Here is a 16,381-nt window from a genome sequence, read left to right as displayed (position 1 = left end):
TTTTATACCAACATGCTTAAGTATTATCGCATGTTGGTATCGGATTATTATTTTCTGAACACGCGGCGCATTGCAGCAAGTGGCAGTAATAGTAAAGTGTACCAAGGGAAGCTTGATGATTGACGCTCATATTCTTCAATCTCTTGCGCAGGGCATTCTTCAACACTACCGCTGGTAGGTGTTAATTTAACGGCTACAGCAACACTTTCATATTCAATATTACCGTCCACGTCTAGCACAACATTACCAAATGTGTCTGTCTTCTCAACCGTTTTGGTTGCAACACCAAAAATCTCATTGTTGTTGTTAATTGCTTTCGCCTCAGCAACAGTATACTTAAAACGGGTCTCGCCATCAGCTTCGTAACAAGGTAGTAAGCTATTTATGTTAACAATTTTGTCTTCACCAATTGTATACATAAAGCCTTCTCGACGGCGACTTGATGAATTGAAAATATCAGTTTCACCTTCACCAACAATCACACCGTTGTCGTTAATGTCGTTTGCTAAAGAACTAGAGCTTGTGAAAAAGTCTGTCGGAAAAACAACGCTATTACTGTTTTTATCGAAATAGAAGAACTTAGTACGGGTAGTGCCTTCAATACGCTTATTGGCATAGCCAACAATGATATTATCATCATTAATTGCGAGCGCCTTACCGCCAACCCAGTCATCATCTTGATTAATAAATTGTTTTACTTCGCCATTTTCAAAGTAAACAGGCATCGAATAACGTCTATCGTCATAACGTACATCAGATGTACCGGCAATCAGGCCATTTTCGTTTACAGCAAATGCATTACTTCTAAAGGCAAAGTCTTCGTCATCTTCTGGTGTGATTGCTAAACCAAAAACCTCAGTGTTGGTAATATTTAGGCTATTATCAAGTGTCCATTTAACTGCGCGTTTATCAAATAAGCCAGTTGAAATGTTTCTATCTAAACTTTCAATACAGTCCGATACTGGTTCGTCTTCACCGTCACAGTTATCGTCAATGTCTTCTTGGCGATCAACAGGAATGCCTGTTGATACACTGCCAACTACAACGTAACCATCACTGGTTTGCACGATATCAGTCGCAATACTTGTACCACCATACTCATTAAACTCGGGTACTAATGGCACTTTTACACCGTCAGGACTGATTACAATACCACGGCTGATAAACTCACGTAAAAAGTGCGTTTCTTCTTCGTCTTCATCCGTTTGCGTAAAGGCTGTTTTTTCGTAAGGCGCACTGCCCCAACCTACCATTACACCATCATCGGTGACTGCGTTTAATAAATTAGTCGTTGAGCGAGTCAAACCGTCATAATCAAGTGACTGTTCATCAAAAAGAACTTGCTCAGAAGCGCCTTCAGGTGTGTATACCGTAGTAAGCGCACTTGATATCTTTTGATACTCGGAATTAGTTAAACGACCAGATCGAGCATCTGTTACAAAAGAGATCATAAACGCATGTGCATCTGCATTGGTATTTACAGCATCGTTATTTTCAATATCATCGAGTGTAAATGTGATCTCTTTGTCGATAAGTTCATAGCTAGCTTTAGTTGCATCGTATGCATTTCTAATCGCGCTATCTTCAAAATCGATATAAGAGATATCAATAGGCAGTCGATAAACACCATTTGCTAAACCAATAATATGACCGTTTTCACTGACATCGGTAACATAGCTGTGTTTTGCACCATCTAATCGACCTAGCTCAGTCAATTGATATGTTGCGCTCATTGCTGAGGTGCTAAGAGTCGCTAATATACTGGCAGCGAGTAATTTATATTTCATTTTAATCCTTACTACTGATTCTTTAAATCTTCGAGTTCTTCCCAGCGCTCAAATGCGGCTTCAAGCTCAGACTCTAACTGGGCTAATTGGTTCAATGCGTCTGTTGTAATTGCAGCGTCTTGCTTAAAAAAGTCAGGGTCATTAACGACAATTTGCTGAGCATCGAGTGCTTTTTCTAGTTGCTCCACTTTACTGGGTAATTCTTCTAATTCAAGTTTTAATTTGTAAGAGAGTTTATTACTTTTCTTTTGTGCTTTTTCTTGCTGACTACTCGCCTCAGGCTTTTCCTGCTTTATCTGCTGTAGCTGCTTTTCTTGTTCTGCTAAATAAGCAGCGTAGGCCTCGTAATCACTATAGCCGCCTACGATATCTGTAATTTTGCCTTGACCTTCAAATGCCCACACAGAACTACAAGTATTATCGATAAACTCACGGTCATGGCTAACAATTAATACCGTACCCTGATATTGATTAATAATATCTTCAAGTAATTCTAGGGTTTCAATATCTAAATCATTGGTCGGTTCATCAAGGACTAAAATATTAGACGGTTTTAGAAATAACTTCGCTAACAACAAACGATTTTTCTCACCACCTGAAAGGGCTTTAACAGGCGTACGCGCTCTTGCCGGTGGAAATAGAAAGTCTTGAAGGTAACCTAATACATGACGAGAGCGACCGCCCATCATCACCTCTTGTTTTCCTTCTGCAACATTATCTTGCACGGTTGCTTCTTCATCTAGTTTTTGACGGTATTGATCAAAATACGCAAACTCGAGATTTACGCCTTGCTTCACACTTCCGCTATCAGCTGCTAAATCACCAAATAAGATTTTTAATAAAGTGGTTTTTCCAATACCATTTGGACCGACAAGGCCAATACGGTCTCCACGCATAACAAGTGTTGAGAAATCCTTCGCAATCACCTTATCCTTAAACGCATGAGCAATGTTTTTCGCTTCGAATACCAGTTTGCCTGAACGATCGGCCGTTTCTATGTTGAAATCGGTTTTACCTACTTGATCAACACGTTGTTTGCGCTCTTTACGTAGGGCTTTAAGTGCACGAACACGGCCCTCGTTGCGGGTTCTACGTGCTTTAATACCTTGGCGGATCCAAGCCTCTTCTTCCGCTAAGCGTTTATCAAATAATGCGTTTTGCGTTTCTTCAACTTTTAAATCATGCGCTTTTTGTTCAAGATAAGCGGCATAGTCACCAGGGTATGAAACCAGCTTGCCGCGGTCTAAATCAAGAATACGGGTCGCCACGGCACGAATAAATGCACGGTCGTGTGATATAAAAACGATGCCGCCTTTAAACTCTTTTAAAAACTGCTCAAGCCAAATAACACTGCTCATATCCAAGTGGTTAGTTGGCTCATCAAGAAGCAGTAAATCAGGTTCACTGACCAAGGCTCTGGCTAGAGCAACTTTACGTAGCCAACCACCCGATAATGATTCAAGCTTGGCTTCTGGGTCTAGCTCTAAACGTGTTAAAATAAGCTGAATACGGGTATCGAAACGCCAACCATCAACCGTTTCTAGCTGATTTGATAAACGCTCTAATTTATTCAGCAGTTTATCGTTATAATCTGTCTGCATTTGATTGCTAACTTGGTGATATTCAATCAGTAAGTTCGCTATATCAGGCATACCTTGAGCAACATAATCAAAAACCGTCCCTTCGGCTCCTTTAGGTGGATCTTGCTCTAGACGCGAAATACGGATACCACCTAATTGGTTTATTTCACCATCATCCAGTGTTACTTGGCCATCGAGCACTTTCAGTAAGGTTGACTTGCCCGCGCCATTTCTACCAACAATACAAACACGTTCACCCGACTCAATGACTGCATCAGCATCATCAAGCAGTGGGTGTGTACCATAAGCAAGTTGTGCCTTGGCTATTCTGATTAAATCCATCGTGATTACTACTCTTATTCTTTGTTATCAGCAATAAACTGCGCCAATGCGACAGTATCAAAAGGCCAAAATAATTTATTGCCTTGGCTGCTTTCAACAACCGGAATACTTGTTTGATAAAGCTCAATTAACTGCTCATTATCCATAATATCTTTTGCTGCAAACGGTATATTTGCAGCACTTAATAGCTCATCTGCCATTTCACACAAATGACAACCATCGGTGTGATACAAGGTAAAATTAGCCATGGGTAATAAGCCAACTATTATGAATTTGCTTATTACGCTTAAAGTCTGGCGACAGTGTTTTCGCTGAAATATTTTCAGCTTTTAAACCTAAGCCCATCAGCCCGACCTCGTCTAAGTTAAAGCCTCGTTTATTGTTAGAAAAAATCAACGTGCCATTCGGACTTAAAATTTTCTTAACCCATGTGAGTAACTTGATATGATCGCGCTGTACATCAAAGGCATCTTTCATACGTTTTGAATTCGAAAACGTCGGAGGGTCTAAAAAGATAAGATCGTATTGGCCCTGTGCATGCTCTAACCATTTTAAACAATCGGCTTGTTCAAAACGGTAACGCGTATTGCTAATACCATTGAGGTCAAAGTTTTCTTGCGCCCACTTTAAGTAGGTTTTAGACATATCTACCGTAGTAATCGCTTTTGCACCGCCAAGAGCTGCGTGAACCGATGCACTGCCAGTATACGCAAACAAGTTTAAAAAACGTTTACCGTGTGCATTTTGTTGAATGTAACGTCGTGCCAAACGGTGATCTAAAAACAATCCTGTATCTAGATAATCAAATAGGTTAACTTTGAACTTAGCACCAAACTCTTCAACCACTTGCGTACGGTTTTGTTTTGATACCTTGGTATATTGCTCTTCGCCTTTTTGTTTTTTACGCACTTTAACAGCGATATTTTCAGGTGCAATGTCTAGCTGCTCAGCCGTTAGGCTAATCACATCTTGCAGACGTTTTTGTGCTGTATTGTCATCAATCTCTTTTGGAGCAGCATATTCAAAAATAACTGCTGAATCATCGTAAACATCAACAGCTACGTTATATTCTGGAATGTCTGCATCGTAAACACGATAACAACTCACTTCATTTTGCTTTAGCCAGTTTTTTAGATTTTGTTTATTTTTCTTTAAGCGGTTTGCAAATGCTGTTGAGCCTTCATAATTGAGCGCTGGCTTGTCTTCTTTACTTAACTCGACTTGTTTGTCGTCAAGTTGATAGAGATTTAGAACAACATCTAACGGACCATTTTTAAATTTATAATGTTTAAGTTTTACCAACTTTAACAATTTAAATAGGCTTTCGTCAGTACCTAGCAAGGCTAGCTTCCAATGATTAAAGTGCTTTTTGAAACCAACACCTAAACCTCGGTGTAAGTTAACTAGCTCTGCCATTGAGCCTAAACGTTCACCATAAGGTAAGTTAGAAATCACCACGCCTGGTAGTTTAGCCACGGATGTTAGCTTACTCGCATCACTTTGCTTAAACTTAATAGTAGTGCCAAGGTCTGCACGCTCAGCATTTTCTTGCGCCTTTGCGATTACACTGCCATCAATGTCATGACCAATAAGCCATAATTTAGGATCAGTAATTTGAGCCGTTAACTCCGCTTTTAATTCTTTGTATTTTTGTAAGCGGAAACTCGGTAAGCGCTCAAATGCAAACCCCTCACGGAATAGCCCTGGCGCTTCATTGCGTGCCATGCTGGCCGCTTCAATCAAAATAGTGCCTGAACCACAACATGGGTCAAATAATGGTTGTTGTACGTTCTCAAGCCAACCACTTCGTTTTACTAGAGCAGCAGCCAAATGTTCTTTGATTGGTGCTTTACCTTGATCTTGACGATAGCCACGCTCCGATAAACGTGGGCCTGAATAATCAATATAAAGGGCAACACCGTGACGATTTAGCCGTGCGACTACTCTAACGTTTGCATTAAATTTATCGACGTTTGGACGTTGCTCGTAAAGATCTGCAAAATAATCAACGATAGCATCTTTAACAACCAGCCCAGAAAACTGCGTGTTTTTCAGATCATGATTCGTACCTGTAAAATCCACTGCGAATGTTTGCTTTGGACCAAACCATTCTTGCCAAGGTTGTAAGCGCGCAAAATTGTAAAGGCTTTCTTTGTCCTTAACACCTTCTTTCTCTTCTATCAGCATCATGATACGCGTCGCAAAACGACTCGATAAACAGATCTTTTGTGCTAATAAACTATCTGCTTCGAAACGTACAGAGCCCACGGTTTGTTTAGAGACTTCGGCACCGAGTTCGGTAAGTTCATCAACAAGTAAATTTTCAATTCCGATAGAAGTAAGTGCGATAAATTGCAAAGTAAAAACCCTTAAATGCTAATTGCGCAGGATTATAGCATAGCTTAGCGAACAAAAACGCCATCAATTAAAGGGATATTATGCTGTTTTGAAGTGTTTTTGCTGGATATAAACAGGATGGATACGATTGTTAAGAACTTTAATAGCTTCAAACTGTTGCAATGACAAGTTTTCATCTAACTGAAAGTGCTCACTTAAGTTGATACATACAGACGCATCTGCTGAATGATCAACAATAAGAAACTCGCCTTCTTGTGCTTGCGAGCACAATTTTACTACAGCCTCAACACTTGGCTCGCTCCCGATATATTCATGGAAAAACCAACTTTTAGCTAGCACAGGCTTTAAATGAAACTTAACAGCTGTCGCATTGAGTGAAATTTGACAAAGCTCTGCTGGATTCCATAACGAGAAGGTTTCAAGATACTGATAGACTTGCTGATAAAATGCAGCATCTTCAAGGCTGAAATTAGGCTCTTCAAGAACAGCATCAGTAAGCTGACGAAGTTTATAGGGCGTGCAGAGTTGCATATTTTGGTCAAGGTCGACCAAAAGGCGATTATTTTTAGAACAAGCAAGCCACTTCCATTGCTTTGATGCTTGTAACATGACTCCTCCTTAAACTAAAAATTCCTCTCTACTTAGCACACTATTATAACGAAAGTAGACCATTAATAAAATGATTTTTTAGAACATTTTATTAATGATCAATTGCTTAGATAACCGATCCTTATAAGCCGTTAAGGATCGTTTTTACCAATTCTGGGCCTTTATAAATAAAGCCAGTATAAACTTGAACAAGGTCTGCTCCTGCTGCAAACTTTTCTTTTGCAGAGTCAGCATCATCGATACCACCCACACCGATAATAGGTAGCTTGCCTTCGGTCAAGCGCTTAAGCTCACTAACCACGTGGGTTGAGCGCTCTCGTACTGGCTGACCAGAGAGGCCGCCCGCTTCATTTGCGTATTGTTGACCTTGTACCAGAGCGCGCTCAAGTGTTGTGTTTGTCGCAATAACACCATCGATCTTATTATTGATCAAAGACTCACTTACTTGCGCAATTTGAACTTCATCCAGATCTGGAGCGATCTTAACAAGCATTGGCACTTGCTTGTTATGCTTAGCAACTAAATCAAGCTGCTCATTTTTTAAACTTTGCAATAAATCATCAAGTGCTTCACCATATTGTAAGTCACGAAGACCTGGGGTATTCGGTGATGAAATATTTACTGTGATGTACGATGCATGCTCAAATACTTTACGCATACAGTGAATATAATCATCTTTACCCTGCTCGTTTGGTGTGTCTTTATTTTTACCAATATTGATACCTAGAATGCCGTCATATTTCGCCGCTTTAACGTTGTTAACGAGATTATCAACGCCCTTATTGTTAAAACCCATACGATTAATAATCGCATTTGAGTCAGGTAAACGGAAAATACGTGGCTTGTCATTACCTGCTTGCGGGCGTGGTGTAACAGTACCAACTTCGACAAAACCAAAGCCCATTTGCGCAAAGGCATCAATACACTCTGCATTTTTATCTAAGCCCGCGGCTAAACCTACTGGATTTTTAAACTCCAGCCCTAAGAAGTTAACGGGTTTATTAGGGACAGTTTGTGACCACATGGCACTCAATGGCGTATCAGCAAATCGGCGTAAGTTATTAAGTGCAAATTCATGAGCCCACTCCGCATCACGGGTAAACATAAAACGGCGAGCTAAATCATAAAACATGGCTTGTTGTTCCTTAGGTAAAAATAAACAAGGTAGCCGCTTAACACGGACCATTGCAAATTAAGGGCAAAAAAATACCCCAGCGAGCTGGGGTATGTATTTTAACGACTTTTCATTTATTTGGAAGTGTCACAGTTGTGGCTTAACAACATTAGTTCACGAAGTGCTACTGAGAACTTCGCAAAATCGTGACTTTGTGATGTTTTAAACTCAGATAACATTTGTTTCCAACGTTGTAATAGTAGATCTTGGTTGTCCATCCACTCATCGATTTGTGCATCAATATCTTTGCTGTCTGCTGCAAAGCTATTAAGTACTACAGCTGATAATGTACGTTGTTGCCAATCAAGCTCTTCACGGTATGACGCACGGGCAAGTGCTTGCCAATGGTTCGCAACCGGTTGATTAGTAATTTGATCCAAGAACCAATGTAAGCCCATACGCGCACCAAGCTTGAAGTAGGTATTAGATACCATATCAATATCGCGATTTGAGTTATTGGCAATTTCTGCTAAATCCATTACGGAGAATAAGCTAGAAAGTGACACTACACGAGTTGCAAGCGCTTTTGGAACACCGCTTTCAATTAATTTATCAGCAGCTTTAACTAGACGCTCACTCTCTTTGTCAACCATGTAGTTGTTTAAGTTATCACTTAAATCAGCAAATGTTGGTGCAAAGAATTCAATTGCTTGCTCAATTGTTTGTGCTTTATTGCGATGACGTAAGAACCAACGTGTTGCACGACGAACCGTACGGCGAAGCTGATAAAGCATTTCTGTTTGTACAGCTGCTGGAATCTTATTATCTAACGCGACAATTGATGACCACGTTTCTGGCATTTGGAACACTTCTTTCGCAATTGAGTAACAAAGTGCGATTTCAGCTTCGTTTGCCCCTGTCTCTTCGTGCATACGAACCATGAAGTTAAGGCCCATATCATTAACGATATTATTAGCAAGTTTCGTTGCGATAATTTCTTTACGAAGTGGGTGGTTATCCATCGCATCGTTGAACTTCTCACGAAGTGGTACTGGGAACGAGTTAACCAACAGCTGACGGTAATATGAGTTCTCAGTAATTTCATCAACAACAAGCGACTCTTTAAGAACCATCTTCGCATAAGAAACAAGTACCGATAGCTCTGGACGAGTTAAATCTTTACCCGCCGCTGCGCGCTCTGCAAGCTCTTCATCTGTTGGGATAAACTCGATTGCACGGTTTAGTTTACCTTCTTTTTCAAGAGCGTGAATAAAGCGTACTTTCTCTTTAAGCGTTGATGCACCTTTAGATTGTGTAATCGACAAAGTATGTGTTTGACGGTAACAATCTTTCAATACCAATTGCGATACTTCATCTGTCATTGAATAAAGCAGTTCATCACGTTGTTTACGTGTTAAGTCACCTTCAGCCACTAAGCCGTTTAGTAAGATCTTAATATTTACTTCGTTATCTGAACACGCAACACCGCCTACGTTATCGATGAAGTCAGTGTTAACACGACCGCCTTTAGCCGCAAATTCGATACGACCTAATTGAGTTGCACCTAAGTTACCGCCCTCACCTAAGATCTTCGCACCAAGCTCTGCGCCATTGATACGAAGTGCATCATTTGCGCGGTCACCCACGTCTGCATCCGTTTCTTTAGAGTTCTTGATGTAAGTACCGATACCACCGTTCCACAGTAAATCGAACTCCATCATTAGCGCAGCTTTGATTAACTCGTTAGGTGTCATGCTCGCTTTCTTAGTGCCAAGCATTTTCTTCATTTCTGGGCTTAAGCTAATTGATTTAGCCGCACGAGAGAATACGCCACCACCTTGCGAAATTAGGTCTTTATTGTAATCTTCCCATGAAGAACGCGGTAAGTTAAATAAACGCTCACGCTCTGGGTAAGATGTTGCCGCATCTGGATTCGGATCAACGAAGATGTGCATGTGGTTGAATGCCACTTGTAAGCGAATATGCTTAGAAAGCAACATACCATTACCAAATACGTCACCCGCCATGTCACCGATAGCAACAACAGTGAAATCAGTTGTTTGACAGTCAATATCCATCTCACGGAAGTGACGTTTAACAGATTCCCAGGCACCTTTAGCCGTGATACCCATTTTCTTATGGTCATAACCTACTGAACCACCTGATGCGAATGCATCACCTAGCCAGAAGTTATATTCATTTGCGATACCATTTGCGATATCAGAGAAGGTTGCAGTCCCTTTATCGGCAGCAACAACTAAATATGGGTCATCTTCATCGTGACGAACAACATCAACTGGTGGAACAATCTCACCGCGTTCAATGTTATCTGTGATATCTAATAAACCACGGATGAAAATTTTGTAACACTCTTGGCCTTCTTTGAAGAACGCTTCACGCTCAGTCGGTAGTTGTTTACATACGAAACCACCTTTTGAACCCACTGGTACAATCACGGTATTTTTAACTTGTTGTGCTTTAACAAGACCCAGTACCTCAGTACGGAAGTCTTCACGACGGTCAGACCAACGTAAGCCACCACGTGCTACTTTACCACCACGTAAATGCACACCTTCAACGCGCGGCGAGTATACGAAAATCTCGAACGCTGGCAGTGGTAATGGCATTTCTGGGATCATTGAAGGCTGAACTTTAAACGATACATATGACTTAAATTGGCCATCAGCTTCTTTTTGGAAGAAGTTCGTTCTTAAGGTTGCATTGATCATATCAACGTATAAACGGATGATACGGTCATCATCAAGGTTCGCTACGTTTTCAAGCTCTAGGTAAACTTGGCTTACAAGCTTCTCAAGCGCCTTTTCACTACCTGGGCTCTTAACTGAGAACTTTTTAGTGAATAAGTTAACGATTTGCGATGCGATATGTGGATAATTTGCAAATGTGCTTTCAATATAAGTTTGCGAGAAAGTCACACCAATTTGACGCATGTATTTAGCATAAGCACGCAGTATAGACGCTTCACGACCTGTTAAACCACCCATTAATACTAATCGGTTAAAACCATCGTTCTCTAAGCGGTTATTCCACACATTTGTTAGTGCAGCACGGAAACGCGCAGACACTTTATCAAAGTCAGCAATACCTTTGTTGTCAATTAGCATGGTGAAATCCATGATCCAATTAACCTTGCCATCTGTCGTTTTAACTGAGTAAGGTGTTTCACCCACTACACGTAAACCAAAATTTTCAAGCATTGGCATAACGTCAGATAAGTGGATTGGCTCATCTTTGTGGAATAAGCTTAAACGAACAACATTTGTATTCGCTTCTTCTTGTGGACGGTAGAACAACATTTCTAATTTGTTTTCGTCGTTAAGAAGTTCAAGCTTTTCAATATCAACAACCGCAGCGCTTGGCAGAACTTGATCTTTATACGAGCTGGCAAAAGCTTGTGCATATTTACGGTTAAGCTCTTTACCGCGTGCTTCACCTGCACTTTCAAGTAACGCAGATTGTAGTCTATCTTCCCAAGTACGGGCAGCTTCAATTAGGTTGTTTTCGATGTCTTTCACGTTATATTCAATATTATTGTCAGTCACACGCACCGTGTAATGTGTACGGGCTAATGTTGACTCAGAGAAGAAAGTGGTAAATTCGACTTTATCGTCAGAATTAAATGCGTTTGCTAAAATACGTTGTGTTTCACGACGTAGTGCGGTGTTATAACGCTCACGTGGCACATACACCATACATGAGAAGAAACGACCATAGGCGTCCTTACGCACAAAAATACGACACATATCGCGCTCTTGTACTTGTAAAACACCCATAGCTACTTCGAGTAGCTCTGTTTCACGTGCTTGAACAAGTTCATCACGTGGGTAGGTCTCTAAAATATTTAATACCGCTTTGTAGGCATGGGTGCCTTTTGCAAAGTCACACATTTCCATAATGCGATTGATTTTGCTTTTAAGAACAGGCACATCAGTCGCGCTGTTGTTATAAAAGCTAGATGAGAATAAACCAAGGAAACGGTCTTCACCAATCACATTACCTTCATCATCAAAACGTTTTATACCTACATAATCAATGTATGCTGGACGATGAACACGAGAAACAGAGTTTGTTTTAGTCAAAATAAGTAAATTACTGCTGCGTGCTTCTTGGCGAGCAACTTCAGGTAATTCAGATAAAAGGCGACTGTGCTCTTCATCGGTGTTTTTCATTAGGCCAAGGCTTGTGCCTTTTTTACCTTTTAACTGATAGTCACCTTGAACAGGAGAAAGCTCATATTCACGGTAGCCCATTAATGTAAAGTTATCTTTTGCTAACCAGTCTAGAAACTCAACCGTTTCAGCAACTTCGTCTTTGTTATTATTATGGTGACGGTTTGGTAAGTCCTTAGTTACAGCAACTAGCTTTTCGCGAATTGGCTGCCAGTCTTCAACAGCAATAGATACATCAACAAGGACAGACTCAAGCTCTTTTTTGAAAGACTCGATTACTTTAGCATCAGTTTGGCGGTCTATTTCAATGAAGAAAACCGTTTTCGTCGAGGTTGATTCCTGCTCAGCTTTTAAACTAGAAATACCCGTGATTTTTTCATTCTTATCACGTTGAATTTTAAGCGGAGAGTGAAGTAGCAGGTGAGAAGCGATATTTTCGCGAGTCATCGCCATACGCACAGAATCAACTAAGAAAGGCATATCTTTAGCGATAATTTCGACAATTGTGTGCGATGACTGCCAGCCATCTTTTGCAACTTCAGGATTGAAGACACGGACAACCGCGTCATCAGAATTATTTTTTTCTAGCGAGTTCCATAGGCTTAGTGCAGCGCCATATAAGTCACTATCGTTGCGATGTGCCAAATCCTCTTTAGACATATTGCTGTACAAGGCTTTGGCGAATTTCTCAACGAGTAACACATTATCAGCGTGAACTTTTTTCTGGATCAGCTTACAGACATTATCTAAGATAACCGAGGCTTGCCCTTCATTTCGTGTCATTGTATGTTCCTTAATCTATACTACTTATTGATTAGTAGAATATTTGTACAGCCATTTATTAGCGTGGAGTCAGGTAAATTCTAACTCTTTTACAGCTAATAAACAGCCTTTTCGATGAAATCATTTTAAGCTTTTCAGCTATTTGGTCATCTATTCACAAAATATAGATATAAATGGCCATTACTGGCCATATTGGAGCACAATTATTCACATTATTTTTTCTGGTCAGTCCAGAGGAAACTACCTATCGCGGGTAAAAGTAATACGGCACCCAACATATTCACTAAGAACATAAAGGTAAGTAGGATCCCCATATCAACTTGGAACTTCAGATCAGAAAAAATCCATGTACTCACACCAATGGCTAAGGTGATACCTGTGAATAACACCGCACTGCCTCGCTCTACCAACGCATTACGATAAGCAACCTCAAGTGCAACGCCTTGTTTAAGCTGCCCCATCATTGATGAAAGAATATAAATGCCGTAGTCAACACCAATACCTACACCTAAAGCAATAACTGGCAATGTTGACACTGTTAAACCAATTTCAAGCTGCACCATCAACGCTTGGGCTAGGGTCGATACGATATACAAAGGTAGTACCACAGCAACAGTGGCTTTCACACTCCTAAAGCTAATTAAGCATAGCAAGATGACGGCACCGTAAACGTAAAGCATCATGGGAAGTTGTGCCGCTGAAACTGATTCATTAGTTGCTGCCATCACACCCACTGGACCTGAGGCGAGCTTAAACTTCAATTTATCGGTTTCCTCTTTAGCCGCAAACTCTTTTACTTTAGCAACCACATGGTCAATCGTTTCGGCTTTGTGATCTTCTAAGAAGAAAATCACAGGCATAACAGAGCAGTTACCATCAAGTAAGCCTGAGCTTGTTTCAACTCTTGCAGTTGATTGTACTAAGCTTGCTGTATTACGCGGTAAGCTTTGCCACTTTAAATTACCTTCATTAAAACCTGCGTTCACTGACTGCGCGACAGAACTTAAACTCACTGCCGATTGCACACCAGGCACATTTTCCATTTGCCATTGGAAACGGCTGATACGTTCCATCACATCATGTTCTGTACACGCAGCAGGATATGCTTCAACAATGACTTTTAAAATATCGGATGAAATGGTGTATTTATCTGAAATCAAGAAAGTATCTTGGTTGTATCGCGCATCTTGATGAAGCGATGGCGCACCAGCGTGTAAATCACCAATACGCATTTTATCTGCTTGCCAGTAACCAAAAGCAAAAAGTATCACTGTAAGTACGATAATTAACCGTGCCGTTTTAGGGTCTGTTGCTTTAACCAGTATCTCACGTAAATTATCTAAAATATTTGGCTTATCTGAGTGTGTACCAGATTGGATACGCACTGAACCCTCAAACTTCATGTATGATGCCCAGACAGGAAGCAAAATTAAGTTCGTGAAAATAATTACCGCCACACCTAAGCTCGCTGTGATCGCAAGTTCACGAATAATACCGATATCAATAGTGAGTAACGTTAAGAAACCAACTGTATCTGATAATAGTGCAATACCACCAGGAATTAATAGAGCCCTAAAACTTGCTTGGCAACAAACTCGCGTGCTGCTGCCACCGCATACTTTCTTGCCAATATCGTTAATCATTTGCACACCATGGCTCACACCAATTGCAAACACTAAAAACGGCACCAGAATAGACATAGGATCTAAACCAAAACCAAGCGATGACAATAAGCCAAGCTGCCAAATCACCGCAATAATAGAGCAAGCAATCGGTAAAATAGTGAGTTTTAGGCTATGGCAGAATAGCCAAACCATTACGAACGTAAAGACTATTGCAATAGCGAAAAATAACAGTACGCCTTTGGCACCCTCTGCGACATCTCCCGCCATTTTCGCAAAACCAATAATATGAATACTGACTTTATCCGTGCTCAGTGGTTCACGTACTTGCGTTTCTAACTTTTTAGCAAACGCTAAGGTGTCGAGCTTTTCTTGTGTTTGTGGATCAGTTTCCAACAATTGAGCTGTTACCATCGCGCATGAATAGTCGCTGGCAATCATACGACCAACGACTTTGGCTTTTTCAATGTTCTCTTTTACAACGGCAAGTCCACGTTTATCCGCAGTAAAATTAGCCGGAATAATTGGCCCCCCGGCAAAACCATCTTCAACGACTTCAACAAAACGGGCACTGGGGGCAAAAATTGAATTGACTAATGGGCGGTTTACGCCAGGAATAAAATAAAGTTGATCATGAACAGCTTTTAACTGAGTAAAAAATTCCTCATTAAAAATATCACCATCCGCATCACAAACAGAAATTAAAATACTGTTTGCCCCACCAAATTGTTTTTCATGCTTGGTGTAGACTTTCATGTAGTCATGATTAAGAGGAATATTTTTATTAAATGACGCATCTAATTGAATCTGCGTTGCTTTAAAAAGTAAAAAACAAGTGATTAATGCAAAAGAGATAATCGCAAATAAACGATGACGGAATACCGCCTTTTCTAAAAAATCTAAAAAACCACGCATTACGGATTCAACTCCTTCACTTTAATACCATCTTCTGAAGCCATAATGAGTTTATTTTGAAATACAACACCATCAAGTAAAGACTTGCCATCATCCATTTGTTCTTCAGTTAGTTCATCATTTTTAACATGAAAAATGACACCGCTATTGGCAAACAGCAGCCATTCGTTATTGTAGTTAATTGCGCTGTTTACTGTTGCGAAGTTGTCTGTGTGGATTTGTTGCCACTGCTCAGAGCCTGTTTGACGCGTAAAAATATTCCCTCTCAAACCTGCAACTAAGTCTTCTCCTTGAGATTGATCTGCAGTTGACGCAAACGTAAAGAAAGACCCCATATATATTTCTTCTAGGCGTTGCCAGGTGCCACCGTTATCAAAACTTTCAGCCATTAACCCCATTTCACCAACCAATATTAAACGGTTATTGGTTTTCACAATACGGTTAAAATGTGGAAGAATCGAAGCTGTCTCATACTCGTAGCCTTCTGGGTCACTCTTTTTTAGTTCATTGAGATATGCACGGTCTTCTTCAAAAAGTAAGCTATCTAAAAATCGTTTTTGCCATTTCTGGCCACCATCATGAGTCTCAAAAAACATGCCGTATGCACCCACCGCATAGCCATGCTTTTCAGAGGTAAAAAGTATATCTAAGCAAGGTTTATCCATATCCGGAAGTGCTTGCTGGAGTTGCCATGTTTTGCCCGCATCCGTGGTGTTAATAATAGTGGCATCATGACCACATGCCCATCCTAGGTTGTTATTATAGAAGTCGACAGCGGTGAGTAAAACTTGCGTTGGAACACTGGCTTGCTGCCATGATTGTGCATCGGTACTGGTGATTACCACACCGTGCTTTCCAACAGCCACTAATTGATCATCAATTAGTTCAATATCTGTGAGGAGTGTTTTGTCTGCATTAACAGCACTAATAGCATGTTCTAGTTGGGGCATGTCCTGAGAAAAACATGAAGCACTATAAGCAAGACAAGCATAAAGCAAATACTTCATAAAGGTAAATCGCCTTCGAAAAGATAAATGAGTAAGCCATAAGTCACGTGATAAACCAATTGTGCCTAGTTGAC

The 16,381-nt window shown here is 40.5% G+C and carries 9 protein-coding genes; all 9 read right to left on the bottom strand.

What is annotated here, in order from left to right; all coding sequences use genetic code 11:
- Nucleotides 1-47: 47 nt before the first annotated feature.
- Nucleotides 48-1,787, bottom strand: coding sequence for a DUF3466 family protein (locus PAARA_RS10530; protein WP_062568994.1), 1,740 nt, complete (start codon nt 1,785-1,787; stop codon nt 48-50).
- A gap of 11 nt (nt 1,788-1,798) precedes the next feature.
- Complete coding sequence (gene uup / locus PAARA_RS10525) at nt 1,799-3,709, bottom strand: ATP-binding cassette ATPase Uup (protein ID WP_062568993.1); 1,911 nt, start codon at nt 3,707-3,709, stop codon at nt 1,799-1,801.
- Nucleotides 3,710-3,723: 14 nt separating this feature from the next.
- On the bottom strand, nt 3,724-3,957 hold the full coding sequence (locus tag PAARA_RS10520) for a glutaredoxin family protein (protein WP_062568992.1): 234 nt from the start codon (nt 3,955-3,957) through the stop codon (nt 3,724-3,726).
- Entirely contained in the window at nt 3,950-6,067 is a 2,118-nt protein-coding gene (gene rlmKL / locus PAARA_RS10515) for a bifunctional 23S rRNA (guanine(2069)-N(7))-methyltransferase RlmK/23S rRNA (guanine(2445)-N(2))-methyltransferase RlmL (protein ID WP_062568991.1), read from the bottom strand. Before rlmKL ends, PAARA_RS10520 begins: the two co-directional genes overlap by 8 nt.
- Before the next feature lie 78 nt (nt 6,068-6,145).
- The gene (locus PAARA_RS10510) at nt 6,146-6,676 is read right to left on the bottom strand and encodes a cell division protein ZapC domain-containing protein (protein WP_062568990.1); all 531 of its coding nucleotides are present in this window, start codon (nt 6,674-6,676) and stop codon (nt 6,146-6,148) included.
- A 121-nt stretch (nt 6,677-6,797) separates the two neighbouring features.
- Complete coding sequence (pyrD, locus tag PAARA_RS10505) at nt 6,798-7,808, bottom strand: quinone-dependent dihydroorotate dehydrogenase (protein ID WP_062568989.1); 1,011 nt, start codon at nt 7,806-7,808, stop codon at nt 6,798-6,800.
- Nucleotides 7,809-7,924: 116 nt separating this feature from the next.
- The gene (locus PAARA_RS10500; protein ID WP_062568988.1) at nt 7,925-12,763 is read right to left on the bottom strand and encodes an NAD-glutamate dehydrogenase; all 4,839 of its coding nucleotides are present in this window, start codon (nt 12,761-12,763) and stop codon (nt 7,925-7,927) included.
- A 212-nt stretch (nt 12,764-12,975) separates the two neighbouring features.
- Nucleotides 12,976-15,300, bottom strand: coding sequence for an efflux RND transporter permease subunit (locus tag PAARA_RS10495; protein ID WP_062568987.1), 2,325 nt, complete (start codon nt 15,298-15,300; stop codon nt 12,976-12,978).
- Nucleotides 15,300-16,307: a YCF48-related protein gene (locus tag PAARA_RS10490; protein WP_062568986.1), complete on the bottom strand. Its 1,008-nt coding sequence runs from the start codon at nt 16,305-16,307 to the stop codon at nt 15,300-15,302. Before PAARA_RS10490 ends, PAARA_RS10495 begins: the two co-directional genes overlap by 1 nt.
- Between the last annotated feature and the right edge of the window lie 74 nt (nt 16,308-16,381).

It is taken from the genome of Pseudoalteromonas arabiensis, assembly GCF_001550155.1.
Lineage (GTDB): Bacteria > Pseudomonadota > Gammaproteobacteria > Enterobacterales > Alteromonadaceae > Pseudoalteromonas > Pseudoalteromonas arabiensis.
The sequence above is the reverse complement of the archived record's forward strand: the minus strand, read 5'-3'. Positions and strand labels throughout refer to the sequence as shown.